Source organism: Endozoicomonas sp. ALD040 (assembly GCF_049275945.1).
In the GTDB taxonomy this organism is placed as follows: Bacteria; Pseudomonadota; Gammaproteobacteria; order Pseudomonadales; family Endozoicomonadaceae; genus Endozoicomonas_A.
In genome coordinates this window covers 2,760,339-2,787,320 of record NZ_CP184829.1, presented here as the reverse complement: position 1 = coordinate 2,787,320, position 26,982 = coordinate 2,760,339, and the positions used below count along the sequence as shown (strand labels likewise).

The following is a 26,982-nucleotide window of genomic DNA, read 5'->3' as shown; positions in this document are numbered from 1 at the left end:
AACAGCAAAACTCTAACAACTCGTTCTCACGCTCTGAGGGTGTCGCGAAACTCTCTTCGCCGTGGGAACGAGCTGTTGAAGTTTTGCAACATAAAACTACTTGAGAACAACGCCAGGCGACTGCCTTAGCACACGTCTGATGCCAAGCCAGCCCGATAGGCCAATCAGCAAGGCACTGACAATGGGAAGCGTAAACCAGAGCCAGATAGCTGGCTGCCAAGATAGCTCAAAGACCTGCACATTCAACCACCCGCTACAGATTTCTGTGCCCACCACAGCCATCATGCCGGAGAATGCCCCCAGAATGAAAAACTCGCCTACCTGCATGATCACAAGTTGCTTTCTGCTGCCACCCAGAGATCGAATCAGAGCCCCTTCACGCAGTCGGGTATCAAGACTGGCTTCTATGGCCGATGCCAGAACCAGTAAACCCGCCAGTAATAGCGCCAGAAGCATGGCTTCCACCGCAAGAATGGATTGCTCAAGCATCACCTGCACCTGACTGATAACAGCGTCCATATCCAGCAGACTGATGGTTGGAAACTGTCGAACCAGTTCATTCAACACCAGCCGATCCTGCTGTGGCAGATAAAAACTGTTCAGCCAGGTCGCTGGCAAACCTTTCAGCGAGGCTTCTGGCAAAATCATGTAAAAGTTGGGTTGGAAAGACTCCCACTGAACTTCCCTGATACTGGTGACTTTGGCAGTCACTTTAGTACCTGCAATCATAAACGTCAGTTCATCACCCAACCCAACCCCCAGATGCTCAACAATAGACCTCTCAATGGAAATCTCACCGGTATCACCCGGTTGCCACCACTCCCCTGCCACTACCTCGACTTCAGATGAGGGCTGGTCTGACCAGGTCATGTTCAGCTCACGATGCAGGGAGTTATGATTCCTCTGCTCTTCTGAAACAGCCTCTTTGGCCGAGAGTCCATTGATTTCAATCAGTCGACCCCGAACCATAGGATAGAGAGTGGTTCCGTTTATATCATTGCTCTGCAAGAAGTTCTGAAAGGATTTCACTTCTGCTGGCTGAATATTGATCGCAAAGTAGTTGGGGGTTTTCTCAGGTAATTGTTGTTGCCAGCGTTCCAGCAAATCCGTTCTTACCAAAAGCACCAGAGCCATAGCCATGAACGTCAGGGTGAAAGCTGTTAACTGGGCAGACGTTTGTCCCTGTTCCTGAAGCAGACGTTTCAGACCAAGCCGCCAGGGCATGGGTACGGGTTGCCCAGACAAGCGACGATGAACGCTTGTTAGTCCGGCTTTGATCGCCAGCGTGATGAGTAATATGACGGCGCTGACTCCAAGAATCATTCCCACTGTCATCAACAACTGGCCTGTGTGATACCAGAGCAGCATCAGCATGGTAATCAGAGACAACCCATACACCGACCAGACGCTTGCGGCGGCTGGTGTCAGCTCACGCCTGAGTACCCTCAGTGGCGTAACGTCCCTCAGTCTCAGTAATGGCGCCAGGCCAAATCCGACCAGTGTAATAATGCCGGTCAAACCACCCACTATCATGGGCACAGGACCGGCCTCAGGGAGCCATGGGGGCAAAACATTCGCCAGCAGTTTGACCACCCCCGCCTGTAACAGCCAGCCAATGATGACACCGGGTATTGAAACCAGAACAGCCATCCAGAGCAGTTCTCCGACAAAAATCTGCATAAGCTGATTCTGCTGTGCGCCCATGCACCGCATCACTGCGATACCATCAAAGCGTCGTTCAGCAAATCGACGGCTGGACATAGCAACCGCAATACCGGCCAGAAGCATGGCCGCAATACTGCCCAGTCCCAGAAACTGCTTTAACAGGACGACAGAACCGCGCAGGTCTTCACGATCGTCTTCTGCCAGATTCAGTTTTTCGCTGTCGGATAAAAGGGGCTCAACCTTACTTTTAAATATGGCCAGCTGTTCTGCTTCACCTGCAATCAATGTTTTCCAGTGAACCCGACTTCCCGGCTGGATAATTCCAGTCGCATCCAGATCGTTGATGTTAAACATCAGACGGGGTGACAGACTGTAAAAGCCACTGCCACGATCGGTTTCCAGAGTGATCGCTCGCGCGACTTTGAACTCTGCTTCCCCTAGCAGAAGGGTGTCGCCCACTTCCACTTCCAATAGTGGAAACAGTCTGGGTTCCAACCAGACTTCTCCTTCTCCGGGCGTATCCTCAGTCACTTCATCCGCTACAAAAGGCTGATCAGCCGTTCGCATGTGTCCACGCAGAGGATAATTAAGGGTGACTGCTTTTGCTGACACCAGCTGCATCTGGTCTCCAGCCATAACCACCGACGGAAATTCCAGAACAGTGGCTTGTTCAACAGGTTCGTTCTCTATGGCCTGACTGACCTGTTCAGACAGCTTTTTGGAACTGCTGATGACCAGATCCGCACCCATCACTTCGGCTACCTGTCGACCCAATGAAAGCTGAAGCCTGTCACTGAAAATCGCAATAGAGGTGCTGACGCTCACGGCCATCAGAAGGGATAACATCAACAGCCAGAGTTCACCGGATCGCCAGTCCCTCAGCAGAAAACGCCACGAAAGCAAAAGACTTTGACTCATTTCAGTGCTCCGGGATGTTCAACTTGCTTTTCTTCAGCCTTCGCTTTGGCTATCTCTTCTTCCAGATGCCCCCGGGTCAACTTTAAAACTCGTTGACAGCGGTGGGCCAACTGCAAATCGTGAGTCACCAGAACCAGTGTCGTTTTGTTCTCACGGTTCACCTCGAAGAGCAAGTCGATAATGCTTTCCCCGGTTTTCTCATCCAAGTTGCCCGTCGGTTCGTCAGCAAACAATATCTCCGGCTGCCCGGCAAAAGCTCTGGCAATGGCAACCCGCTGCTGCTCTCCGCCGGATAGCTGTTTTGGGTAGTGGCTCAGCCTTTCAGATAAACCCACCCTGTCGAGTAACGTTCTGGCATCTGCCTCTGCGTTCTCTTTTCCTGCCAGTTCCAGGGGTAACATGACGTTTTCCAGAGCCGTCAGATTAGGCAGAAGATGGAAAGACTGAAAAACAAAACCGGTATGATCGGCCCTGACCCGGGCTCTGCCGTCTTCATCGAGATGATCAATCCGGTTACCAGCCAGAGCCACCTCGCCTTCAGTAGGCCGATCAAGACCGGCAAGAATGCCCAACAGAGTGGATTTTCCGGACCCTGAAGTCCCGATGATGGCGACAGACTCTCCGGACTTGATCTTGAGATCGAGTCCGGACAAGATGGTGAGCGAACCACTCTGGGCTGTCACTGTTTTACTCAGGGATTGTGCCGAAACGGCAATGGAGGATTCTGTGCTAATGGTCATACGCAGTTGTTTGCCGATGTTTAAATTAATTGTTATTGGGCGGTTGTGTTCCGTGAAAAATAGTTTTCGTTGCCCGCGTTCATATTCGAAGATGACACAACATAGTTTTCTTCGCTTGTGCCTTTTAATACGTTCATGGTTGCTTATCGGATGTTTTGCACTGAGCTGGAGCGCATCCGCTGCCACTGAGAAAACACTGCTGGTTTATGGCGACAGTCTCAGTGCGGCTTACGGTATTGAAATTAATCAAGGCTGGGTTTATTTATTACAGCAAAAAATGCAACAAACCAACCCCGACTGGAAAGTGGTCAATGTCAGTATCAGTGGTGAGACAACAGCAGGAGGCTTGAGTCGGATAAAAACGACACTGGATAAATATAAGCCTGACCTCGTGCTATTGGAATTAGGGGCAAACGACGGACTGCGGGGTACTTCTCTAAAGAGTACGAAACAGAATCTTGAAAAAATGATTAAAATGGCTCAGGCCAAGAAAGTCAGAACCGTCCTTTTTGAGATGCAGATCCCTCCCAATTATGGTCCGCTCTATACCCGTAAATTTACAAATATTTTTCAGGAACTGGGCAAAACCTATAACCTGACTGTTGTGCCTTTCTTTCTGGCAGGAGTAGCGGGTAATAGTGACTTGAATCAGCCCGATGGAATTCACCCAACTGCCGAAGCACAGCCAAAACTGCTCGAAAATGTCTGGACTAGTCTCCAGCCACTCCTGGAGTAAAATTAAATCGCCCGATCTTCTGCCAGCAGGCCTGGGAAAAAGCTGACGCCGGCAAACTCCGATCCTGGACGAGCTCTTCATATCACCGGGTTGGGCGGGACTTAACTTTATTTGAACAAATTTACGGGCTGACAGTTCAAATTTTTAGTCTATGCTCACATTCGTTTTTTTATTAAAGACGGATTCAGACGTGTGTCGTTATTTTATTCATCAATCGAGATGGCTTCTTTCATTGGTTTTGTTATTTAGCCTGCAAGTGCTGGCTGCACCCTGTAAAAATTGCGGCAAAGAGAGCGAGCCCGGTAAGGAAGGGCAAATGTTGTGCCAAACCTGTGACTCCGGAAAACTTACTGCTCCTCCTCCCAGTCCGTCATCCCCCGCTAATGAAGCTTTGCAGGGCTCGGCTGCTATAAAGAACGCCATTGAGCCAACGACCGATGAGATACCTGCGCCCCCGTCATCACCCTTCAGGATTTTGTTGGTGAATGATGAAAATGAAGATGTGTTGAATGCCCGGATTCAACTCAGCGACGAGACTTTCGATGCTTTTGATCACAAAGATGACAATGCATATACAACACTTTCCAAATTGCTTGCTCGGTATATGACAAAGATTGCCGGGAAAATGAATCTGAATGAACTGGAAATGACTTTCCAGGAAGAGCATCACAATCGTAAGAAAAAGGAGGGGCTGGATTATCAACACCGGCATGATTGTCTGGTATTTTTCATCCGTCAATTTCATAAGCAAATAAGGGGGCGGTTTAAGGAAGAGCAAACGGGGATGATGCAAAAACTGCATCAGGCAGCGCTTGGTGCAGGAGCTGCAGAAACAGAAAAGAGGCCAATCCATGAAAAGGCAAGAGCTTTGACTCGTGAGAGCGCCACGAAAATAGAACCACCTGAATGGCCTGACCTGTCAGGTATGGGAATGACTCTCCTGCTCAGTACTGAATTTCAGAACGAGCAACTGATGATGGATCTTACTTCTGTTTTTCAGGCTATTCAGGAAGGAAATATGATACAGCTGATTATTACTCTAACGGTGGCAGCAGATGGGGGTAATCAGGCTGCCGCAGGCATACCTACCTGGTTGATGCTTGGTGCTATTATTCCCGACCCTGCTATGAACGGTGATACAGAGTCTGCGGACATGCACCTGTTAATCGGAACCCAGCAGCCACTGCATGTTAATCAACAAAATTTAATGAACGTACTCATAGCTACAATAGAGATAGTGGGTCAAAACGAGCAAAATGCTGATTTATCTTTACACTTTTTTCAGAGCCTTCAAATGAATATTCAAGATAACGAAGATCCTCTATCATCAATCCCCAATATCGAGAATTCGATTAATCCTAATCTTCCCGTTAGCGGATTTGCCACCAAGCAAGGCCTTTAGAAGAGTCCCTCACATCATCGGGTCGGACGGGACTCAACTTTATTTGAACAAATTTTCGGGCTGGCAGTTCAAAATTTTAGTCTATGCTCACATTCGTTTCTTTATTAAGGAAGGATTTAGATGTGCATCATTATTTTATTCATCAATTGAGATGGCTTCTTTCATTTATTTTGTTATTTAGCATACAAGTGTCGGCTAACCCCTGTAAAAATTGTGGCGAAGAGAGCGAGCCCGGTAAGGATGGGCAAATGTTTTGCCAAACCTGTGATTCCGGAAAACTTACTTATCCAGCCCTCAGTCGGTCATCCCACACTAATAAACGTTTGAAACGCTCCGCAGCTAAAAAGAGCGCCACCATGACAACGAACGATGAGATACCTGCCCCCTCATGTTTAGATCCGTTACCCTTCAGGATCTTGTTAGCGAAAGATGAAAATGAAGACGTGTTGATGGCTCGAGTTCAAGTCACTGATAAGACTATGGACGCTTTTGAGCGGAAAGATGGCAAAGCATATACTAAGGCTCTTGCCAAGTTGCTCGCTATGATTATGGACAAGATTGCCAGAAACATGAAGGTGGATCAACTGGACATGAGTTTCGAGGATGAGCATCACGGTCATAAGAGAAAGGAGCAGTGGGATCATCGACACTGGCATAAGTCCCTGGCATATTTTATCTATCAATGTGAAAAGCAAATGAAGCGTCGGGGTGAGGAAGAGCAAACAGGGATGATGCAAAAGCTGCATCAGGCAGCGCTTGGTGCAGGAGCTGCAGAGACAGAAAAGAGACCAATCCATGAAAAGGCAAGAGCTTTGACTCGTGAGAGCGTCATGAAAATAGAACCACCTCAATGGCCTGACCTGTCAGCTATGGGAATGACTCTCTTGCTTAGTACTGAGTTTCAGAACGACCAACTGATGATGGATCTCAGTTCTGTTTTTCAGGCTATTCAGGAAGGAAATATGATACAGCTGATTATTACTCAAAACGTGGCAGCAGATGAGGGCAATCAGGCTGCCGCAGTCATACCTACCTGGTTGATGCTTGGCGCTATTATTCCCGACCCTGCTATGAACGTTGATACAGAGTCTGCGGATATGCACCTGTTAATCGGAACCCAGCAGCCACTGCTTGTTAATCAACAAAATTTAATGAACGTACTCGTAGCCACAATAGAGATAGCGGGTCAAAACGAGCAAAATGCTGATTTATCTTTACACTTTTTTCAGAGCCCTCAAATCAATATTCAGGTTAACGAAGATCCTCTATCATCAATCCCCAACATCGAGAATTCGATTAATCCTAATCTTCCCGTTAGCGGATTTACCACCAAGTAAAGCCTTTTGACGTCGGAATAAGACAATAACGGCAATCATCAGACACTTAGGAGTCAGAAGACGTTTGTTCTGCTGACTCTTCTCTACGCTGACAGCGATTAAACCGTCTGCCAGACTGACGCGCAACCTCTGGTCAGTTACAGAGTCTTCAAAGCAATTTTTTTTTCGCCGTTCGCCGGTAATGGTTTCTGCGGAAGTTTCCTGCTTTTTCAAATTGGAAATCGGGTTCACCTCCAAGCTCATTTCATATTGGAGGAGACTTTTTGGCTGGCAGTGCAAAATTTTAATCTAAGCTCAAGTTCGGTCTTTCATTAAGAGCGAATTGAGATATGCATTATTATTTTATTCATCAATCGAGATGGCTTTCTTTATTCGTTTTGTTATCCAGCCTGCAAGTGCTGGCTACACCCTGTAAAAATTGCGGCAAAGAAATTGAGCACGGGAAGGACGAACAAATGTTCTGTCGAACCTGTGATTCCGGCAAGTCTGCTTCTCCGCCTCTTGATCCGTCATCCTCCGCTGATCAAAGTTTGAAAAGCTCTGCAGCTAAAAACGCCACCGGAGCAACGAACTCCGAGAAACCTTTTCCCGAGTTTTTACCTTTCAGGATCTTGTCGTTTGACGCGGATGAAAATGATGATGTGCTTGTTGTTGAAGCTCAATTGAGTGGCTTGGCTATCGATGCTTTTGAGCGAGGAAATGGCGATGCATTGGCTGAGTATATTGCTCAAAGTCAGATAAATCTTGCTGGTCATATGAAGGTGGATCATCTGAAAATCAAGTTTGTGGAGGGGACTCGACTGCAACAAATATCGAAGATGGTGGAGCAAAAGCAAAAGCAGTTGGAGCTCGCGCAAAAAATTCACCAGGCAGTGCTCAGTGCAGGAGCTGCTGAAGGAACAAAAATAGTAAAGATGCCAATCCATGAAAGGGTAGAAAATCTGACTAGTGAAAGAGCCGCGAAAATAGACCCATCTCAATGGCCGGACCTGTCAGATATGGGAATGGTCCACCTGCTCACTGCTGAGTTTCAGAATTCCCCACTGATGATGGATCTTACTTCTGTTTTTCAAGCTATTCAGCAAGGAAACATGATACAGCTGATCATTACTCGAATGGCGGTAGCAGATGAGGGCAATAAGACTGCCGAAGGCACAGTTACGCCTCTGATATTCGCCGCTATTATTCCAAACCCTTTTATGGCAGGTCAAACAAAGTCTGCAGATATGCATCTGTTATTGGGAAGCCCGCCACTGCATGTTAATCAAGATAATTTAATGAACGCACTCACAGCCGTTATGAATGTAGTCAGTGAACACGAGCACAATGCTGATTTATCTTTACACTTTTTTCTTAGCCCTCAAATCAACATTCAGGATAACGGAGATCCACTGTCATCAATCCCCAATATTGAGAATTCTATTAATCCTAATTTTCCTGTTAGCGGATTTGCCACTAAGTAAGGCCTTTTGACGTCGGAATAAGACAATAACTGCCATCATCACACATTTAGGAGTCAGAAGACGTTTGTTCTGATGACTCTGTTCTATACTGACGGGATGGTTGGGCGGGACTGGCCTTTCTTTAAGCGATTTTCTGGCTGGAAAGGCGAAATTTTAGTCTATGCTCACATTCGTTTCTTATTAAGGACTGATTGGGATATGCATCCTTATTTTATTCATCAATCGAGATGGCTCTTTTTATCTGTTTTATTATTTAGCCTGCAAGTGCTGGCTACCCCCTGCAGGAATTGCGGCAAAGAAAGTGAGCCCGGTAAGGATGGGCAAATGTTCTGCCAAACCTGTGATTCCTGGAAGTCTGCTTTTCCACCACCTGATCCGTCATCCTCCGCTGATGAAGGTCTGAAAAGCTCTGCAGCTCAAAATACCAGCGGAGCAACGAACTCTGAGATACCTGCTCCCGAGTTATATCCGGTAAACTATAATTTCCTGTTCTTAGAGAAGGACGACAATGATGAGTTAATTGCCCGAGTTCAAATCGGTAGCATGCTTGTTTATGCCGCTGAGCGGGAAGATAGCGATTTGCATGCCACATTAGCTGAGCTAATTGCTCTGGATCTCATAAATCTTTACGATCTCATTAAGTTGGATATTCTGAAATTTGAGCGGGAAGATGACGATTACGATGTGTATGCCACATTGGCAGATCTAATTGCTCTGAATCTCATAGATCTTTACGATCTCATTAAGTTGGATGTTCTGAAAGTTGAGCGGGAAGAGGGAGGCTCCCCAACGTTATTGGATAAGCGGGAGGATAGGGACCGTCTGCAAAACCTGTTGGGAATAGTGGAGCAAGCACAAAAGCTATTGGAGGTAGCGGGGCAAGGGCAAAAGCAATTGGGGAGGTTAAAGCTGAGGCAAACGCAGTTGAAGTTCTTGTTAAAACTGCATCAGGCGTTGCTTAGTGAAGATACTGTTTCAGTGAGACTAATAAAGACACCAATCCATGAAAAGGCAGAATCTCTGAGTCGTAAAATAGCTGCGGAAATAGACCCATCTCAATGGCCGGACTTGTCAGATATGGGAATGGCTCACCTGCTCAGTGCTGAGTTTCAGAATTCACCACTGACGATCGATCTTACTTCTGTTTTTAACGCTATTCAGCAAGGAAATATGGTACAGCTGATCGTTACTCAAACGACGGTAGCAGATGAAGGCAATCAGGCTGAAGCAGGCACAGTGATGCCCGTGATGCCCGTGATGCATGGCGCTATTATTCCAAACCCTTTTATGAACGCTCAAACAGTGCCTATAAATATGCATCTGTTATTGGGAACCCTGCCACTGCATGTTAATCAAGATAATTTAATAAACACACTTACAGCCATTATGAATATACTCGCTGAAAACGAGCACAATTTATCCTTACACTTTTTTCTGCCCCCCCAAGCGTATATTCAGGATAACGAAGATCTTCTATTATCAATCCCCGATATCGAACATTCGATTAATCGTAATCTTCCCGATAGCGCATTGTCGCCGAAGCTGTAACAAGACTATCAGTGCAATCATCACAGACTCAGGAGTCAGAAGACGTTTGTTCTGATGACTCTGTTCTATGCTGACGGGATGGTTGGGCGGGACTGGCCTTTCTGCAAGTTGCAACGTAGTCAGAGTGCCTGAACAATAATTCAGAAAATATGATTTCGTATGGTTGAATACTTAGTCTATGCTCACATTCGTTTCTTATTAAGGGCTGATTGAGATATGCATCCTTATTTTATTCATCAATCGAGATGGCTCTTTTTATCTGTTTTATTATTTAGCCTGCAAGTGCTGGCTACCCCCTGCAGGAATTGCGGCAAAGAGAGTGAACCCGGTAAGGATGGGCAAATGTTCTGCCGAACCTGTGATTCCGGGAAACTTACTTCTCCACCTCCCAGTCCGTTATCCACTATTGATAAAGGTTTGAAAAGATCCGCAGCCAGAATGAATGCCACTGAGGCGACGAACGATGAGTTATCTGCTCACTCAGAGTCAGATTCGTCACCCTTCGGGATCTGGGTAATGAGTGATGAAAATGAAGATCTGTTGAATGTTCAAGTTGAAGTCAGTGACAGGACTGTAGATGCTTTTGAGCGAAAAGATGGCAATGCATATGCCAAGTCACTTGCTAAAGTACTTGCTCAGAATATGGCAAAGATTGCCAGAAGCCTGAAGGTGAATCAGCTGGACATCAGTTTCAAGGAGGAGCATCACTGTCATCAGAAAAAGGAGAGGCGAGATCATCAACATCTGCATAAGTCCCTGGCATTTTTTATACGTCACTTTCAAAAGCAGTTAGAGGTGCAGGATAATCAAGAACTGCATAACTCCCTGGCATTTTTTATACGTGACTTCAAGCAGATGGAGGTGCGGGATCAGCTGCAAGAGCAGCAGGAGATGATGCAAAAACTGCATCAGGCAGCGCTTGGTTCAGGCGCTATAGAGAAAGAAAAGATGCCAATCCATGAAAAGGCAATAGCTTTGACTCGCGAAAGAGCCACGAAAATAGACCCATCTCAATGGCCAGACCTGTCAGATGCGGGAATGACTCTCCTGCTCAGTATTAAGTATCAGAATGACCTGCTGATGATGGATCTTACTTCTGTTTTTCGGGCTATCCAGGAAGGAAATATGATACAGCTTATCGTTACTCAAAGGGTGGCAGCAGATGAGGGTAATCAGGCTGCCGCAGGCACAACCAGGCTGTTCATGCTTGGCGCAATTATGCCAGCTCCTGCTACAGACGATGATACAGTGTCTATGGATATGCACGTGTTAATCGGGACCCAGCAGCCACTGCATGTTAATCAACAAAATTTAATGAACATACTCATAGCCGCTAAGGAGGTGGCTGGTGAATACGAGCACGGTGCCGATTTATCTTTATACTTTTTTCTAAGCCCTCAAATCAATATTCAGATTAACGAAGATCCTCTATCATCAATCCCCGATATCGAACATTCGATTAATCGTAATCTTCCTGATAGCGCATTGTCACCGAAGCTGTGAGAGGACAATAAGTGCAATCATCACAGACTCAGGAATCAGAAGACGTTTGTTCTGATGACGTGATTTGACCACATCATGAATTAACCTTCGCTCCCGGAAGAGCCCCTCAAATCATCGGGCCGGACGGGACGAGCCTTTCTTTAAGAAATTTTCCGGCTGTGAAGGAAAATTTTTAGTCTAAGCTCAGATTCGTTTTTCTATTAAAGGCGGATTGAGATATGCATCATGATTTTATTCATCAATCGCGATGGCTCTTTTTATCTGTTTTGTTATTTAGCCTGCAAGTGTCGGCTACCCACTGTAAGCTTTGCGGCAAAGAGAGCGAGCCCGGTAAAGATGGGCAAATGTTCTGCCAAACCTGTGATTCCGGAAAGTCTGCTTCTCCACCCCATGATCCGCCATCCTTCTCTGATGAAGGTTTGAAAAGCTCTGCCGCCGAAAAGAAGGCCACCGAAGCAACAAACGATGAGATACCTGCTCAGGACAAGACGAACATTTTAGAGTTCAGGGAGCTGTGGAAAGAGTTGATGGACTCGTGGGCTCCGCTGCAAGCACAGCCGGAGATGATGCAAAGGCTGCATCAGGCAGAACTTAGTGCAGGAGCTACAGAGACAGAAAGGATGCCAATCCATGAAAAGGTAAGAGCTTTGATCCGTAAGAGACACTCGAAAGAAAACCGATTTAAATCGTCGAACATGTCATATATGAAAAAGGTTTATCTGCTCAGTGTCGGGTTTCAGAATTCACAACTGGCGATGGATCCTGCTTCTGTTTTTCAGGTTATTCAGAGAGGAGATATGATACAACTGAGCATTTCTGCTCAAATGGTGGCAGCAGATGCGGGCAATCAGGTTGCCGCAGCCGCCACAACCAGGCTGCTGGAGATTCATGGAGCTATTATTCCAGACCCTGCTACGGAGGGTGATGCAGAGTCTACAGATATGCACCTGTTCATCGGAACCCAGCAGCCGCTGCGTGTAAATCAACAAAACCTAATGAGCGTACTCACAGCCACCATGGAGGTAGTTGCTGAAAACTCGCACAATAATGATGCATCTCTACACTTTCATTTGATCCCACAAACGTCTATTCCACCCGACGAAGATCCTCTACTGCCATCCTCCAATATCGAAGATTGGATCAATCGTAATCTTCCCGATAGCGGATCTGCCACTGATCAGTTGTGACGCTGGAATAAGACAATAACTGCAACCATCACAGACTCAGGAGTCAGAAGATGTTTGTTCTGATGACGCGATTTGACCACATCATAAATTGACCTCAGATCCCGGAAGCGCCCTCATATCATCGGGTTAGGCAGGACTAGCCTTTCTTTAAGAAGCTTTCTGACTGGAAAGGAAAAACTTTAGTCTAAGCTCAGATTCGTTTTTCTATTAAAGGCAGATTGAGATATGCATCATAATTTTATTCATCTATCGCAATGGCTCTTTTTATCTGTTTTGTTGTTTAGCCTGCAAGTGTCGGCTACCCCCTGTAAGAATTGCGGCAAAGAGAGCGAGCCCGGTGAAGATGGGCAAATGTTCTGTCAAAACTGTGATTCCGGAAAGTCTGCGTCTGCGCCTTCTGGTCCGTCATCCTCCGCTGATGAAGATTTAAAAAGCTCTGCAGCCGGAAAGAACGCCACCGGAGCAACGAACGATGAGATACCTGATTCCCCTGATTTGAATACGTCGAGGTATAGCGTCTTGTTATTGAAGGAAGGAAATGTGTTGATGAGTCAAGTTAAAATCAGTGAAGCGGCTGTGGCTGCTGCCGAGGGGGAAGGAGGCAATGCATTTGCCAGGGAATTTGCCAAGACAATTGCTGAGAATCTGTTAACCATTGCTCGCAGCACCAATACCGATCATATGATAGTTGATACCGTGGAGATGCGTGATCAAATGCAAGAGCGAATGGTGTTGCGGGATCAGCAGAAAAATAAGATGACGATTTTTCCAAGACTACATCAGGCACAGCTTTGTGCAGGAGCTGAAGAGACAAAAAGGATACCAATCCATGAGAGGGCAGAGGCTTTGACTCATCAGAGAGCGGGGAAAATAGCGCTATCTCAATGGCCAATCCCGTCAGATACGGGAATGATTCACCTGCTCAGTGCAGGGTTTCAGAATTCCCGACTGATGATGGATCTTACTTCTGTTTTTAAGGCTATTCAGGAAGGAGATATGGTACAGCTGATCATTACTCGAACAGTGACAGATGAGAGCAACCAGGCTGCCGCAGGCACAGCCAGACCTACGATGCTTGGATCTATTATTCCAGCCCCCACTATGAACGATCATACAGAGTCTTCGGATATGCACCTGTTAATGGGGCCCCGGCCAGTGCGTGTTAGTCAACATAATTTAATGAACGTACTCATAGCTATTATGAAAGTGCTTGATGAAAACGAGCACAATGCTCATTTATCCTTGCACTTTTTTCTGATCCCTCAAACGTATATTCAGGATAACGAAGATCCTCTGACATCAATCTCCGATATCGAAAGTTCGATTAATCCTAATCTTCCTGTTGCCGGATTTGCCAATGATAAGCCACTGTGACGCTGGAATAAGACAATCAGTGTCAACATCACAGACTCAGAAGTCAGAAGACGTTTGTTCTGCTGATTCTGACAGTGCGGTTTGACCGCATCATAAACTGATCTCTGATCCCGGGCGAGCTGTCATATTATCGGTTTGGGCTGAGCTTGCCTTTCTTTAAGACATTCCCTGGCTTGCAGTGCAAAATTTTAGTCTATGCTCAAATTCGTTTTTTTATTAAAGGCGAATTAGTGTATGCATCATTATTTTATTCATCAATCGAGATGGCTTTCTTTATTTGTTTTGTTACTTAGCGCGCAGGTGCTGGCTGCACCTTTTACCTGTGAGAGGTGCGGCAAAGAGTTTTTCTGCCGAACCTGTGATTCCGGGAACTCTACTTCTACACCTTCTGGTCCGTCATCCTGTGCTTATAAAGATATGAAAAGCTCTGCAGCTAAAAACACCAGCGGAGCAACGAACTCTGAGAGACCTGATCTCGAAGAGTTTTATCTGCCAGCCTACAGATTCTCGTCGGTAGAGAAAGGTGAAAATGGTGATTCGTTGATTGTTCAAGTTAAAGTCCGAGAGAGTGTTATTGATGCTATCGAGCGGGCAGCAGTAGAGAAAGAAGGCGATGCATGTACCAAGTCATTGGCTGAGCTAATTGCTTCTAAGCTTGTAGCTATTGGCAATCACAGCAAGATAGATCATGTGAATTTTAAGTTGGATGAGGGGGATCAGGAACGTCTGCCAAAGCTATTTGAGATGGTGGGGCAAAAGCAAAAGCAGATCGAGTTCTCGAAAAAAATGTTTATGGCAGCGCATGGTTCAGAAGTCGAACGGACAATAATGCGAAGGAGTACAATCCATAAAAGATTAGAGGCTCTGACTCGTGAAAGAGCCGCGAATATAGACCCATCTCAATGGCCAAACCTGTCGTATATGGGAATGACTCACCTGCTCACTGCTGAGTTTCAGAACGCCTCACTGATGTTCGATCTTACTGCTGTTTTTCAAGCTATTCAGGAAGGAAATATGATACAGCTGATCATTACTCAAACGCTTGCAGCAGATGAGGGCAATCAGGCTGCCGCTGGCACAGTCACGCCGGTGATGCTTGCAGCTCTTATTGAAGGCCCCACTCAGCGCCGTGATCAAGCAGAGTCTCCGAATGTTCATCTGGTATGGGGAACCCCGCCAATGATTTATAATGATATGAACTTGCCCCCGCCACTGCGTTTTAATCAACATGATTTAATGGATGCACTCACAGCCATTATGAGTGTGGTCAGTGAATACGAGCAAAATGCTGATTTATCTTTACACTTTTTTACGACGCCTCAAACGTATATTCAGAATAACGAAGATCCTCTATTATCAATCCCCAATATCGAACATTCGATTAATCGTAATCTTCCCGATAGCGCATTTTCAGCGAAGATGTAATAAGACTAAGTACCTGGCCAGTTGGTTTCGCATATTCTGGCGAGTGGATTTTTTCATCCTTCAAGGCGCAACGACGGGCGCGTAGCCGTAGCTACGCAACCAGAGTTGGAACGCAGAAGGATGGAAAAAGCCGCCGTCCAGAATATGTGAAACCAACTGGTTAGGTACTTACTAAATGCAATCCTCACAGACTCAGGAGTCAGGAGACGTTTGTTCTGCTGAGTCTGACAGTGCGGTTTGACCGCATACTAACCTCTGATCCTGGGCGAGCTGTCGTATTATCGGTTCGGGCTGAGCTTGCCTTTCTTTATGAAATGCCCTGGCTTGCAGTGCAAAATTTTAGTCTATGCTCATATTCGTTTTTTTATTAAGGGCGCATTGGTATATGCATCTTTATTTTATTCATCAATCGAGATGGCTTTCTTTATTTGTTTTGTTACTTAGCGTGCAAGTGCTGGCTTCCCCCTGTACCTGTGAGAGGTGCGGCAAAGAGCTTTTCTGCCGAACCTGTGATTCCGGGAACTCTACTTCACCTTCTGGTCCGTCATCCTCTGCTGATGAAGATATGAAAAGCTCTGCAGCTAAAAACACCACCGGAGCAACGAACTCTGAGATACCTGATCCCGAGGCGTTTGATCCGATACCCTATAGATTCTCGGCGGTAGAGAAGGGTGAAAATGGTGATTCGTTGATTGTCCAGGTTAAAGTCCAAAGTAGGGTTATTGATGCTATCCAGCGTGCAGAAACACAAGAAGATGGCGATGCATCTTCCAAGGGATTGGCTGAGCTAATTGCTTCTAATCTTGTAGATATGAGCAATATCAGAGGGATAGATCATGTCAATTTTAAGTTAGATGAGGGGGATCAGGAACGTCTGCCAAAGCTATTTGAGATGGTGGAGCAAAAGCAAAAGCAGATGGAGTTCCTGGAAAAAATGTATCTGGCAGCGTGCAGTGCGGGAGCCGGACAGACACTAATGTTAAAGACGCCAATCCATTTTAGGGTAGAGGCTCTGTCTCGTGAAAGAGCGGCGAAAATAGACCCATCTCAATGGCCAGACCTGTCATATATGGGAATGACTCACCTGCTCACTGCTGAGTTTCAGAACGCCTCACTGATGATCGATCTTACTGCTGTTTTTCAAGCTATTCAGGAAGGAAATATGATACAGCTGATCATTACTCAAACGGTTGCAGCAGATGAGGGCAATCAGGCTGCCGCTGGCACAGTCACGCCGGTGATGCTTGCAGCTATTATTCCAGAAGCCTTCAATCGTTACAGCAGCTGTTCAGAGTCCACGAATATTCATCTGGTATGGGGAACCCCAGCAATGCTTTTTAATGATATACACCTGCCTCTGCCACTGCATTTTAATAATCAACATAGTAATTTAATGAATGCACTCACAGCCATTATGAATGTGGTCAGTGAATACGAGCAAAATGCTGATTTATCTTTACACTTTTTTGTGGCTCCTCAAACGTATATTCAGAATAACGAAGATCCTCTATTATCAATCCTCAATATCGAACATTCGATTAATCGTAATCTTCCCGATAGTGCATTTTCAGCGAAGATGTAACAAGACTATAAATGCAATCATCACAGACTCAGGCGTCAGAAGACGTTTGTTCTGCTGATTCTGACAGTGCGGTTTGACCGCATCATAAACTGACCTCTGATCCTGGGCGAGCTGTCATATTATCGGTTTGGTCTGAGCTTGCCTTTCTTTAAGAAATTCCCTGGCTTGCAGTGCAAAATTTTAGTCTATGCTCATATTCGTTTTTTTATTAAGGGCGAATTGAGATATGCATCATTATTTTATTCATCAATCGAGATGGCTTTCTTTATTTGTTTTGTTACTTAGCGTGCAAGTGCTGGCTGCACCCGGTACCTGTAAGAGGTGCGGCAAAGAGGTGTTCTGCCGAACCTGTGATTCCGGGAACTCTACTTCTCCACCTTCTGGTCCGTCATCCTCTGCTGATGAGGACATGAAAAGCTCTGCAGCTAAAACCACCGGAGCAACGAACTCTGAGACACCTAATTCCGTGGAGTTATATCTGAAACCCTATAGATTCTTGTCGGTAAAGAGGGAAAATGATGACACGTTGATAGTTCAATTTAAAATCAGAGACTGGGCTATTGATGATATCGAAAGGGCGGAAACAGAAGAAGATGGCGATGCATGTGCCATGGCATTTGCTGAGCAAATGGCTTCTAATCTTGTAGATATGCGCAATATCATCAAAGGGATAAATCATGTCAATTTTGAGTTGGAGGAGGGGGATCAGGAACGTCTGCCAAAGCTATTTAAGATGGTGGAGCAAAAGCAAAAGCAGATCGAGTTCTTGCAAAAAATGTATCTGGCAGCGCTTGGTGCAGAAGACGAACGAGCAATAACGTTTAGAAGGTGGACAATCCATGAAAGAGTAGATGCTCTGACTCGTGAAAGAGCCGCGAATATAGACCCATCTCAATGGCCGGACCTGTCGTATATGGGAATGACTCACCTGCTCACTGCTGAGTTTCAGAACGCCTCACTGATGTTCGACCTTACTGCTGTTTTTCAGGCTATTCAGGAGGGAAATATGATACAGCTGATCATTACCCGAATGGCGGCTGCAGATGAGGGCAATCAGGCTGCCGCTGGCACAGTCACGCCCGTGATGCTTGCAGCTCTTATTGAAGACCCCACTCAGCGCCGTGATCAAGCAGAGTCTCCGAATGTTCATCTGGTATGGGGAGCCCTGCCAATGATTTATCATGATGAGAACCTGCCCCCGCCACTGCGTTTTAATCAACATGATTTAATGGATGCACTCACAGCGATTATGAATGTGGCCAGTGAATACGAGCAAAATGCTGATTTATCTTTACACTTTTTTGTGGCTCCTCAAACGTATATTCAGAATAACGAAGATCCTCTATCATCAATCCCCGATATCGAACATTCGATTAATCGTAATCTTCCCGATAGTGCATTTTCAGCGAAGATGTAACAAGACTAAGTACCTGGCCAGTTGGTTTCGCATATTCTTGCGAGTGGATTTTTTCATCCTTCAAGGCGCAACGGCGGGCGCGTAGCCATAGCTACGCAACCAGAGTTGGAACGCAGAAGGATGGAAAAAGCCGCCGTCCAGAATATGTGAAACCAACTGGTTAGGTACTTATAAATGCAATCATCACAGACTCAGGCGTCAGAAGACGTTTGTTCTGCTGATTCTGACAGTGCGGTTTGACCGCATCATAAACTGACCTCTGATCCTGGGCGAGCTGTCATATTATCGGTTTGGTCTGAGCTTGCCTTTCTTTAAGAAATGCCCTGGCTTGCAGTGCAAAATTTTAGTCTATGCTCATATTCGTTTTTTTATTAAGGGCGAATTGGGATATGCATCATTATTTTATTCATCAATCGAGATGGCTTTCTTTATTTGTTTTGTTACTTAGCGCGCAAGTGCTGGCTTCCCCCTGTACCTGTAAGAGGTGCGGCAAAGAGCTTTTCTGCCGAACCTGTGATTCCGGGAACTCTACTTCTCCTCCTTCCGGTCCGTCATCCTCTGCTGATGAAGATATAAAAAGCTCTGCAGCTAAAAACACCACCGGAGCAACGAACTCTGAGATACCTGATCCCGAGGCGTTTGATCCGATACCCTATAGATTCTCGTCAGTAGAGAAGGGTGAAAATGGTGATTCGTTGATTGTCAAGGTTAAAGTCCGAGGCAGGGTTATTGATGCTATCCAGCGTGCAGAAACAGAAGAAGATGGCGATGCATCTACCAAGGGATTGGCTGAGCTAATTGCTTCTAATCTTGTAGATATGAGCAATCTCAGAGAGATAGATCATGTCAATTTTACGTTGGATGAGGGGGATCAGGAACGTCTGCCAAAGCTATTTGAAATGGTGGAGCAGAAGCAAAAGCAGATGAAGTTCCTGGAAAAAATGTATCTGGCAGCGCGTAGTGCGGGAGCCGGACAGACAGTAATGTTAAAGACGCCAATCCATGTCAGGGTAGAAGCATTGTCTCGTGAAAGAGCGGCGAAAATAGACCCATCTCAATGGCCGGACCTGTCATATATGGGAATGACTCACCTACTCACTGCTGAGTTTCAGAACGCCTCACTGATGTTCGATCTTACTGCTGTTTTTCAAGCTATTCAGGAAGGAAATATGATACAGCTGATCGTTACTCGAATGGCGGTGGCCGATGCGGGTAATCAGGCTGCCGCTGGCACAGTCACGCCGGTGATGCTTGCAGCTATTATTCCAGAAGCCTTCAATCCTTGCAGCAGCTGTTCAGAGTCTACCAATGTTCATCTGGTATGGGGAACCCCAGCAATGCTTTTTAATGATCTACACCTGCCTCTGCCACTGCATTTTAATAATCAACACAGTAATTTAACGAATGCACTCACAGCCATTATGAATGTAGTCAGTGAAAACGAGCACAATGCAGATTTATCTTTACACTTTTTTATGAGCCCTCAATCGTATATTCAGAATGACGGAGATCGCCCTGTATCGTGTGAAATCTATCACAACCCTTCGCTTTATCTTGGTCTTCCCGTCAGTGAAGTTGCCGTTGATAGTGGAATAAAACAATAAGCGCAATCATCACAGGTTCGGGAGCCAGAAGACGTTTGTTCTGCTGATTCCTTTGAATGGTAAACTATGACTTTCGGTGCCATTCTGACCTCTCTTCTTAAAGAGGTTTCACTTTCTGTCGAATCTTTCCTGTTTCGATAGCTTCCAGAAAAGCGTCTCCCAATCTGTCACTCTCTTTAATGACTTTTTGCCAGGACTTAACCCTTTCATCAAAAGAAAAGGTTTTAAAATCGGTTCTGTCCGGAATTTTGCCATAGGGAAGTTTGCTGACAAAGGATTCAGAAGGGTACACCAAAACCAGCTTGTCACAGTGTTCAATGGCCGGTTTTCGCCACCTCAGGCTTTTATCAAACCAGCCAGGCACGATTCGTTGATAGAAGTGAGGGTAAAGAATCAGGCCCTCTCCCTTCGGAAATGCCATGTCAAAATGGTAGTCTGTGATGCCGCCATCCCGATACACACCTTTCGGGGCACCGGCAATATTCCGCACCCCTTCCATCGCCAGAGGAATTGATCCGGAAGCCATAATGACATCCAGCATATTCTCTTCGGATAAAGAAACCCTCTCTGTTGGCAGGTTGTCCATTTTGTAGAACGGAGCATTGGCATCAGGATGATGGAAAAGCGTTCTGGTAAAAAAAGCCCCCAGTGTTTTGCGGCTGAATGTATTGCCGATTGCTGCAAGGCTGAGTCCCGAGAGCTGTTTCAGGTTCACATCGCTTTTGATAAGCCCCCGGCTCTTGGCTGCAATCAGGTTAAATCTTATGACCCCATTGGCAAGAATCTCGTTTGCTCCATTCTCACCCAACATGTCCCGGGCCAGAACCCGGCACTTTCGGCTGACCTCCGCAGCATCTGGCTCTATTGAATACTCTGTCAGCAAGTAACCCTGTTCAAGCCGGTGGTGAGCTTCGAGGGCATTTTCCTGAGCATAACAACTGAGGCGCCACGCTCCCGCAGACGTGCCTAAGAGGTTCAGGGGCTGCTGTCTGTCTTTAAAATATTCACCGATCAGACACTTGTCCAGACCTGTTAACACGAACCATTTGGGGCCGCCTGAAGCCCCCAGCATGATATCAATACCGGACTGGGGAAGACCTTCATCTCGTATTTTTTCCAGAGCTGTGGAACCGGCCCTGATTTCAAAGACATCAGTCATTACTGAACGTGCTCTAACAACGCTTGCCGGATATCTTCAGGAATGGAAGTCGCTTTTCCGGCTGCAAAATCATAATGAATCACCACCGCCTTGCCACGTGCCGCCAGAACGTTGTTCTGCCAGGCTTCATGATGGATATGCATGGATGAATTACCCACCTTTTCAAGACAGGTTCTGATCTCGACGTCAGCCCCGTACTTTAGCTCTGCAGTATAATCCACCTGCCTTTCACCACCCCGATTGATATTTGCCTAAAATCTGTTGTCAAAGAAATAAACAGACATTCAGGTGCACCAACATGCCTCAAGCTCAATACCAGTCTAAGAACCTCAACCACCTTGGCTTGGTTGCCGCTATGTGTCGGGAGTTAAAGATAGCCGAATACATTGATGCCCGTATCACAAATGACTCCGATGTTCGTAATGTCACTATTGGACAAGCTGTAGTCGCAATGATCATCAATGGCTTGGGCTTTACGGGGCAAACTCTGTACATGCTCCCTGAGTTTTTTGAGGATAAGCCGATTGACCGCCTTATCGGGGAAGATATACAGGCCGAACACTTGAACGACAAGGTACTTGGTCGGGCTCTCGACAGTTTGTACGACGCTGGTGTTAGCGACTTGTATCTCAATCTGGCCGTCAAGGTCGTCAATCATCTGAAACTTCCTTGCAAGGCATTAAATCTGGATGGCACCAGCTTTCATGTGGATGGAGTCTATAACAGTCATGACAATCCAGACGACTTAAATTGTATTCATATCTGCCAAGGTTACAGCCGTGACCACCGGCCTGACCTGAATCAGGTAGTCTTGCAGTTAATGACTGAAAATCAGGCGGGCATCCCTGTGTTTATGGCCCCTGCCAGCGGTAATGTAAACGACAAAACCTGTTTTCAGGAAATTATCAAAAATCATCTGTCATGTTTTAAGGCCGCTTTGAATAGCCGCTATCTGGTTGCTGATGCTGCCATGTATGTTGCAGAAACCCTTCAGTTGCTTGATGAGCAAAAGCAGCTGTTTATCTCCCGGGTGCCCCTGAACATCAAGGAGGCAAAGGAGCTGGTCTGCAAAGCGCCAACCATGTCGCTGGTGCCTGTTGAAGGCTATGAAGATTACTACTCAGCTGAAGTGCCTTCCTGCTACGGAGGGGTTCAGCAACGATGGTTCCTGTTTCTCAACAAAAAGCGCGGGCTTAGTGAACGGAAAACATTGACCCGGAAGATGCAAAAGCAGTCACTGAAAGAGGCCCGTGATCTGGAGAAGCTGAGCAAAAAGGCCTTTTTGTGCCGGGACGATGCATTGAAGGCTTTTGCCTTGTGGCAGAAACAATCGAAACTTTGCCAAAGCGAAACAGAGCCAGAGGTTATCCGTAAACCCTGCTATTCGGGCAAAGGAAGACCATCGCCGGATAGCAAGCCTGATCACTTCGAGTACTTTGTGCAGGCTGAATGCTTTGTTTCCTGCGAGAAAAGGGAGCATGCAGAAGCCTCACTGGGTTGTTTTATCCTAAGCACCAATGAACTGGATAAAAATAGTTTGAATGCCTCTGAGCTGCTGTCTACTTATAAGTCGCAACAAAAAGTTGAAGGCGGCTTTCGGTTCCTGAAGAGCCCGGACTTTCTGGTCTCTTCGCTCTATCTGAAGAAAGCGGAACGTATTGAAGCCCTGTTAATGGTGATGACTCTATGCCTGATGGTCTATGCTGCTATCCAGCACAGAATCAGGCAGGAACTGAAAAAGCAAAGTCGTGTATTTCCAGACCAGAAAAAAAAGCCCTGCCAGAACCCAACAGCAAGATGGGTATTTTTCTGTTTCCAGGGGCTTAGTGTATTAACGGTCAATAATCAGGAGGAACATGTGATTGGCTTGAAGGAAAGGCAGTGGACGATCATTCAAATTTTGGGCATTTTTTACGAGTCCATGTATTCCTGATAGGGGTGGTGAAAGGCGGATCCACTTCAATTCTGGCAATAATCAGTCGCCAGCTTTCTGTATCGAGACCGGGAGTAAACAGACGACAAATCGGCTCTCTGGCCTGTTCAAACCAGACGGGCAGAACCGTGTTATTGATATGCCCGAGGGCATCTGTCTCACAAAATCGGGGAGCAAGGGTATGCAGGTACATCAGTGTTCTTCTTTATAATTGGAAACCTGGCTATGAATAGACTGCAATGGCTTCCTGCTGTCAGTATTATTGTTTAAACAGTTTTCTATGATGCCTGCATGAGAAAAAGATGCAAATAATCGTTCTGGAGCTATTCAGGGTAGACGATGGCAGGAGCCCATTTCAGCCATTCAGCTTGCGGTTCATCCGCCAGCTCGAACGAAGTTTCAGGAGCAACCCTGTGTCCCTGCTCCGGCGTCGCAAAGGCAACGCCACCCGCCAGAACCGCTTCGAGGGATTCCGTTCGAAGCCTGGCACCACTGAACAAACCAAAATTGAAATCCACGCCACTGGCATTCCAGAATCGGCTTTTATGGGTTACCAGCGGCGCATAGCGATCTTCGATGTTGAGAAAAATAATGACTTTGTTGGCAGGGTTACCCAACTTGAATCCGGTAACCACGCCTACCGGAATCTCCCGGTAATAAACGGGATTACCCGGTTTAATGGAACCCAGCTGAGCACTGACCAAGCGAATACGCAGACCACCAGAACGAGGCTGATCATCAGGCGCTCTTGGGTCTGCAACAAAAACATCACGCTTGGCAGCAGCCTGGGAGCGTGCTGGCGACACGTCGATATAAAGACCTGTCAACAAGGTTTCCAGGTGAGCTGTGTTGGTGAGACCCAGTTTAGGTTTAACCAGCCAGAACCTGGAACCTTTGCGAGCCAGCCAATCAGCGCCTCCATTGAGTAAGACGCTGGCTTTTATGGCTTTTTTGGCATCATCCAGATTAAGTTCTGTCACCTTTCCCATCTCCAGACCCTTGTACTTCAGTCGTGTACCTACCTGAAGGCCATCCGCCGATTCAAATTGAATATGTATCACCTTGCCGGTTTCACTTGCCCGGTTAATATCGTCATACAAAACAAACCTGGTTTTATTGGCAACTTTGGCTGCATCAGGGTTTGGGGTTTTAAATGCAATGCCTCCTGAAATCATAGAGTTGAGTGTTCCTGTCCTGACTTTGAATCCCTGCAACCCACCTTCCAGAGTTACACCGCTGATATTCCAGAAAAGCGTGCTTTTATTCACGAGATGTTGATATTTGGGCTTGATCAATATTTTGATCACCACTTCCTGTTTTCCCAGCGTGTAGGACTCCACTTCACCAACAGGCATTTTTCTGTAGAGGACAGGGCTACCCTGATTCAGACCTTCAAGGGAGTCAGCCCTGAGCTCAAGGTGTAAGCCCGGAGAAGATGGTGAAGCCGGAGGCTTGGTGGCCAGACCCATAAAATCTGTTTCCGGTTCGGCATTTTTCATATCAACCTGACTGACATCCATAGCGATATAGCGGCCAGCCAATAAGGTCTCCAGGCCGGTGATGCCTTTGAGGTTTATTTGTGGTGCCACCATCCAGAAACGGGCACCTTTTACCAGAATGCTCCTGGCTTCAGGACGAATAACGGCCTCGGCAATAATGGCTGAGTAATCCTCATTAAACGACGTATTCTTGATAACGCCCACTTCCATACCATGAAACAGTATTTTTGATTTTTCCTGGCCAAGAGCGACATCCAGAGGGAACTTAATAGAAATACGAATTCCCGCTTCCGCTGCGTCATAATCGTCGTACAAAGGAAAGCGGGTGCCATCGGATGCTTTCGGTTCTTTTTCCTCCCATTCCGGAGTGTAAAGAGCGACCCCGCCCTGGATAATGGAAATCAACGACTGGGTTCTGACCTTCAGGTGCGTCAGACCTCCGGAAATATCCACCCCTCCCGCATTCCAGAAACGGGTATTTTTTCTTACCAGATGAGTGAACATCGGTTTGATGTAAACATGGACATCGACTCTTTCGTTATCCGGGGAGAGAGCGTAACGAGTCACTTCGCCAACCTTCAGACGGCGATAATAGACCGGACTTCCCTCCTGCACAGAGGACAACTCCTCAGCCTGAAGTACCAGGCTCAGCCCACCTTCTTCTATGCCCGGCGTGGGTGGTGAATTCAGCGCCAGGAAGGATAGCTGCCTTTCCCCCTTCTCGGAGGGCTTAAAAGCGATGTAGTTGCCAGAGACCAGAGTATCCAGACCGGACACGCCCGCTACAGAAAGTTGGGGCTGAACCAGCCAGAACTGACTGTTATCTCTGAGATATTTCTGCATCTGCCGATCCATTTCCAGCTCGACATCGACACCTTCAAGGTCTTTCGTCATGGTCATTCGAGCAACTTTACCTACCGCCAAACCGTTGTACCTGACTTCTGTTTTGCCTACTTGCATGCCTTTGGCACTGTCAAAATGAACGTGAACTTCCAGACCGTGTTGATAAAGTGTTCTCCAGATCAGAAAGGCAACTATCATCAGAGCAATCAGGGGCAGCAGCCAGATAGCCGGAACACGACGACGCTCTTTCAGATCAGCGTTCACAGCGATCTTTTCATCGCTCATTGTTGATCTCCTTTCAGACTGAACGGCCTTGACCGGTCCCAAAGCAATCTGGGGTCAAAACTCATTGCCGCGCACATGGTCAACACCACCACTGCAGCAAACGCAAAAGCCGCAGGACCCGCCGTGACAGTGCCCAGGTGCCCGAACTGCACCAGTGCGACGAGAAGGGAAATAATAAAAATATCCAGCATGGACCAGCGGCCAATCCAGATAATCAATCGATACAAGGCAGTCTGACGACCCGGGTTGATCCTTCTTGTATGCACACAAACCAGCAGCCATACCATGCCCAAAAGTTTCATCAAAGGGACCAGGATACTCGCTGTAAAAACCAGCAGCGCAATGGGTGCCATACCATGATGTATCAGTTCCATAACCCCCGACATGATCGTATCCGGCCTGCTGCGCCCAAAACGACTTACGATCATTATCGGCAGCATGTTTGCAGGTATGTAGAGCAGCGCGGCGGTGAGGGTTAGAGCCCAACAACGGGACAGGCTGTCTTTTTTTCTGGATCGCACTTTACTGCCACAACGGGGACACCGGACATCTTCTGCCTGACAAACCCTGTGGCAATCCAGACAGAGTTTTATCCCACAATCAGCACCGCTGGACATCGGGCCAGGTTGCTCCGAATCCGATGCAGTCATTCATCCTCTCCCAGCATTGTCCAGATCTCATGCTCGTTCAGGTTCTGGGCAATAATCAGTTCGCAGAGCATTAGTCCGGCAAAGCAATATAACCCTGTACCTATCTGCACGCTGGCCATATCTGCCAGTTTGATGACCGCGACCAGCGCACCCAGAAAATAGATTTCCGTCATGCCCCACTCTTGCAGGCGTGTATAAAGTCTCAGCAAACTTCTGGATATTCTGCGCCCCCGGCTAGTGATGGCAGATACAATGATTTTAAGCAGAATCAAAAGGCGAAACAGAGGGATCAGTATGGCAGACAGGAGCACCAGCAAAGCTATAGCACCATAATCCCCTTGATAGAGAGCAGCAACACCTCCGCAAATCGTGCTTTGCTGCTCATTTCCCAGAATATCCATGGATAGAACAGGGTAATAATTGGCCGGTATAAACAGAATTAAGCCAGTCACAACCAGAGCCAGACAACTCTGGATACCTGCAGGGCGGTGAGACTCCAGCACACAGCCGCATCGGGGGCATACAGCCTGCTGCCGACAGGCCGGGTCATGATTGAAGACCGGGGTATTTATCATCAGATCACAGTCAGGACAAAGCCTGATGCCTGAATCAAAACTCGTCTCTTTTTTAACCATATAGGTATATCTGGGGAAGAAACTGAACAAATTCTGCCATATAATCTGCCAGTGAATTTTAGCTGTTCTGATTGCCT

The 26,982-nt window shown here is 46.7% G+C and carries 20 protein-coding genes and 1 pseudogene; 13 read left to right on the top strand and 8 right to left on the bottom strand.

Translation table 11 applies throughout. The annotated features are described in order from the left end of the window. Nucleotides 1-96: 96 nt before the first annotated feature. Together ACOJUN_RS09860 and ACOJUN_RS09855 are read right to left on the bottom strand one after the other, a co-directional pair. A complete protein-coding gene (locus ACOJUN_RS09860) occupies nt 97-2,583 on the bottom strand; it encodes an ABC transporter permease (RefSeq protein WP_422136457.1) in 2,487 nt (828 codons plus the stop codon). Beyond that, on the bottom strand, nt 2,580-3,323 hold the full coding sequence (locus ACOJUN_RS09855) for an ABC transporter ATP-binding protein (protein WP_422136456.1): 744 nt from the start codon (nt 3,321-3,323) through the stop codon (nt 2,580-2,582). Before ACOJUN_RS09855 ends, ACOJUN_RS09860 begins: the two co-directional genes overlap by 4 nt. Before the next feature lie 139 nt (nt 3,324-3,462). Between ACOJUN_RS09855 and ACOJUN_RS09850 the strand changes: the two genes are divergently transcribed. The 12 genes from ACOJUN_RS09850 to ACOJUN_RS09795 all read left to right on the top strand — a co-directional run bounded on the left by ACOJUN_RS09850 (nt 3,463) and on the right by ACOJUN_RS09795 (nt 19,901). Next, nucleotides 3,463-4,059, top strand: a complete 597-nt coding sequence (locus tag ACOJUN_RS09850) for an arylesterase (RefSeq protein WP_422136455.1) — start codon at nt 3,463-3,465, stop codon at nt 4,057-4,059. Nucleotides 4,060-4,291: 232 nt separating this feature from the next. Continuing rightward, nucleotides 4,292-5,461, top strand: coding sequence for a hypothetical protein (locus tag ACOJUN_RS09845; protein ID WP_422136454.1), 1,170 nt, complete (start codon nt 4,292-4,294; stop codon nt 5,459-5,461). Between the two features lie 356 nt (nt 5,462-5,817). Then, nucleotides 5,818-6,798: a hypothetical protein gene (locus ACOJUN_RS09840; protein ID WP_422136453.1), complete on the top strand. Its 981-nt coding sequence runs from the start codon at nt 5,818-5,820 to the stop codon at nt 6,796-6,798. A gap of 329 nt (nt 6,799-7,127) precedes the next feature. Then, nucleotides 7,128-8,261, top strand: a complete 1,134-nt coding sequence (locus tag ACOJUN_RS09835; RefSeq protein ID WP_422136452.1) for a hypothetical protein — start codon at nt 7,128-7,130, stop codon at nt 8,259-8,261. Between the two features lie 72 nt (nt 8,262-8,333). Then, nucleotides 8,334-9,809 carry a hypothetical protein gene (locus tag ACOJUN_RS09830; RefSeq protein WP_422136451.1) on the top strand — a complete coding sequence of 492 codons (1,476 nt, stop codon included), beginning with the start codon at nt 8,334-8,336 and terminating at the stop codon, nt 9,807-9,809. A gap of 216 nt (nt 9,810-10,025) precedes the next feature. Further along, the gene (locus tag ACOJUN_RS09825; RefSeq protein WP_422136450.1) at nt 10,026-11,312 is read left to right on the top strand and encodes a hypothetical protein; all 1,287 of its coding nucleotides are present in this window, start codon (nt 10,026-10,028) and stop codon (nt 11,310-11,312) included. A 218-nt stretch (nt 11,313-11,530) separates the two neighbouring features. After that, nucleotides 11,531-12,499: a hypothetical protein gene (locus tag ACOJUN_RS09820; protein WP_422136449.1), complete on the top strand. Its 969-nt coding sequence runs from the start codon at nt 11,531-11,533 to the stop codon at nt 12,497-12,499. A gap of 225 nt (nt 12,500-12,724) precedes the next feature. Next, nucleotides 12,725-13,873, top strand: a complete 1,149-nt coding sequence (locus ACOJUN_RS09815) for a hypothetical protein (protein WP_422136448.1) — start codon at nt 12,725-12,727, stop codon at nt 13,871-13,873. Between the two features lie 234 nt (nt 13,874-14,107). Continuing rightward, entirely contained in the window at nt 14,108-15,298 is a 1,191-nt protein-coding gene (locus ACOJUN_RS09810) for a hypothetical protein (RefSeq protein WP_422136447.1), read from the top strand. Nucleotides 15,299-15,863: 565 nt separating this feature from the next. Beyond that, nucleotides 15,864-16,880 (top strand): hypothetical protein, encoded by a 1,017-nt coding sequence (locus tag ACOJUN_RS09805; protein ID WP_422136446.1) that lies wholly within the window; start codon nt 15,864-15,866, stop codon nt 16,878-16,880. A 226-nt stretch (nt 16,881-17,106) separates the two neighbouring features. Continuing rightward, nucleotides 17,107-18,297, top strand: a complete 1,191-nt coding sequence (locus tag ACOJUN_RS09800) for a hypothetical protein (protein WP_422136445.1) — start codon at nt 17,107-17,109, stop codon at nt 18,295-18,297. Between the two features lie 389 nt (nt 18,298-18,686). Continuing rightward, complete coding sequence (locus ACOJUN_RS09795) at nt 18,687-19,901, top strand: hypothetical protein (protein ID WP_422136444.1); 1,215 nt, start codon at nt 18,687-18,689, stop codon at nt 19,899-19,901. A 97-nt stretch (nt 19,902-19,998) separates the two neighbouring features. Here ACOJUN_RS09795 and ACOJUN_RS09790 read toward each other — a convergent pair whose 3' ends face one another. Continuing rightward, nucleotides 19,999-21,060 (bottom strand): patatin-like phospholipase family protein, encoded by a 1,062-nt coding sequence (locus ACOJUN_RS09790; RefSeq protein ID WP_422136443.1) that lies wholly within the window; start codon nt 21,058-21,060, stop codon nt 19,999-20,001. After that, the gene (locus ACOJUN_RS09785) at nt 21,060-21,281 is read right to left on the bottom strand and encodes an acyl-CoA thioesterase (protein ID WP_422136442.1); all 222 of its coding nucleotides are present in this window, start codon (nt 21,279-21,281) and stop codon (nt 21,060-21,062) included. The genes ACOJUN_RS09790 and ACOJUN_RS09785 overlap by 1 nt, the downstream gene beginning before the upstream one ends. Nucleotides 21,282-21,358: 77 nt before the next feature. On the opposite strand from ACOJUN_RS09785, the gene ACOJUN_RS09780 reads away from it, so the two are divergent. Beyond that, nucleotides 21,359-22,993: an IS1634 family transposase gene (locus ACOJUN_RS09780; RefSeq protein WP_422135029.1), complete on the top strand. Its 1,635-nt coding sequence runs from the start codon at nt 21,359-21,361 to the stop codon at nt 22,991-22,993. Nucleotides 22,994-23,012: 19 nt separating this feature from the next. Here ACOJUN_RS09780 and ACOJUN_RS09775 read toward each other — a convergent pair. The 4 genes and pseudogenes from ACOJUN_RS09775 to ACOJUN_RS09760 form a co-directional block, all read right to left on the bottom strand. Beyond that, nucleotides 23,013-23,186: pseudogene (locus ACOJUN_RS09775) on the bottom strand (acyl-CoA thioesterase); the annotation flags it as partial. A 130-nt stretch (nt 23,187-23,316) separates the two neighbouring features. Further along, nucleotides 23,317-25,620 (bottom strand): MlaD family protein, encoded by a 2,304-nt coding sequence (locus ACOJUN_RS09770; RefSeq protein WP_422136441.1) that lies wholly within the window; start codon nt 25,618-25,620, stop codon nt 23,317-23,319. Next, nucleotides 25,617-26,270 (bottom strand): paraquat-inducible protein A, encoded by a 654-nt coding sequence (locus ACOJUN_RS09765; protein ID WP_422136440.1) that lies wholly within the window; start codon nt 26,268-26,270, stop codon nt 25,617-25,619. Before ACOJUN_RS09765 ends, ACOJUN_RS09770 begins: the two co-directional genes overlap by 4 nt. Then, nucleotides 26,267-26,905, bottom strand: a complete 639-nt coding sequence (locus tag ACOJUN_RS09760; protein WP_422136439.1) for a paraquat-inducible protein A — start codon at nt 26,903-26,905, stop codon at nt 26,267-26,269. Before ACOJUN_RS09760 ends, ACOJUN_RS09765 begins: the two co-directional genes overlap by 4 nt. Between the last annotated feature and the right edge of the window lie 77 nt (nt 26,906-26,982).

Excerpts from the sequence above, each read along its gene's own strand:
- ACOJUN_RS09860 (WP_422136457.1), bottom strand. The coding sequence starts at position 2,583 with ATGAGTCAAAGTCTTTTGCTTTCGTGGCGTTTTCTGCTGAGGGACTGG.
- ACOJUN_RS09855 (WP_422136456.1), bottom strand. The coding sequence starts at position 3,323 with ATGACCATTAGCACAGAATCCTCCATTGCCGTTTCGGCACAATCCCTG.
- ACOJUN_RS09840 (WP_422136453.1), top strand. The coding sequence starts at position 5,818 with ATGACAACGAACGATGAGATACCTGCCCCCTCATGTTTAGATCCGTTA.
- ACOJUN_RS09835 (WP_422136452.1), top strand. The coding sequence starts at position 7,128 with ATGCATTATTATTTTATTCATCAATCGAGATGGCTTTCTTTATTCGTT.
- ACOJUN_RS09830 (WP_422136451.1), top strand. The coding sequence starts at position 8,334 with ATGACTCTGTTCTATACTGACGGGATGGTTGGGCGGGACTGGCCTTTC.
- ACOJUN_RS09825 (WP_422136450.1), top strand. The coding sequence starts at position 10,026 with ATGCATCCTTATTTTATTCATCAATCGAGATGGCTCTTTTTATCTGTT.
- ACOJUN_RS09820 (WP_422136449.1), top strand. The coding sequence starts at position 11,531 with ATGCATCATGATTTTATTCATCAATCGCGATGGCTCTTTTTATCTGTT.
- ACOJUN_RS09815 (WP_422136448.1), top strand. The coding sequence starts at position 12,725 with ATGCATCATAATTTTATTCATCTATCGCAATGGCTCTTTTTATCTGTT.
- ACOJUN_RS09810 (WP_422136447.1), top strand. The coding sequence starts at position 14,108 with ATGCATCATTATTTTATTCATCAATCGAGATGGCTTTCTTTATTTGTT.
- ACOJUN_RS09805 (WP_422136446.1), top strand. The coding sequence starts at position 15,864 with ATGAAAAGCTCTGCAGCTAAAAACACCACCGGAGCAACGAACTCTGAG.
- ACOJUN_RS09800 (WP_422136445.1), top strand. The coding sequence starts at position 17,107 with ATGCATCATTATTTTATTCATCAATCGAGATGGCTTTCTTTATTTGTT.
- ACOJUN_RS09795 (WP_422136444.1), top strand. The coding sequence starts at position 18,687 with ATGCATCATTATTTTATTCATCAATCGAGATGGCTTTCTTTATTTGTT.
- ACOJUN_RS09790 (WP_422136443.1), bottom strand. The coding sequence starts at position 21,060 with ATGACTGATGTCTTTGAAATCAGGGCCGGTTCCACAGCTCTGGAAAAA.
- ACOJUN_RS09780 (WP_422135029.1), top strand. The coding sequence starts at position 21,359 with ATGCCTCAAGCTCAATACCAGTCTAAGAACCTCAACCACCTTGGCTTG.
- ACOJUN_RS09770 (WP_422136441.1), bottom strand. The coding sequence starts at position 25,620 with ATGAGCGATGAAAAGATCGCTGTGAACGCTGATCTGAAAGAGCGTCGT.
- ACOJUN_RS09765 (WP_422136440.1), bottom strand. The coding sequence starts at position 26,270 with ATGACTGCATCGGATTCGGAGCAACCTGGCCCGATGTCCAGCGGTGCT.
- ACOJUN_RS09760 (WP_422136439.1), bottom strand. The coding sequence starts at position 26,905 with ATGGTTAAAAAAGAGACGAGTTTTGATTCAGGCATCAGGCTTTGTCCT.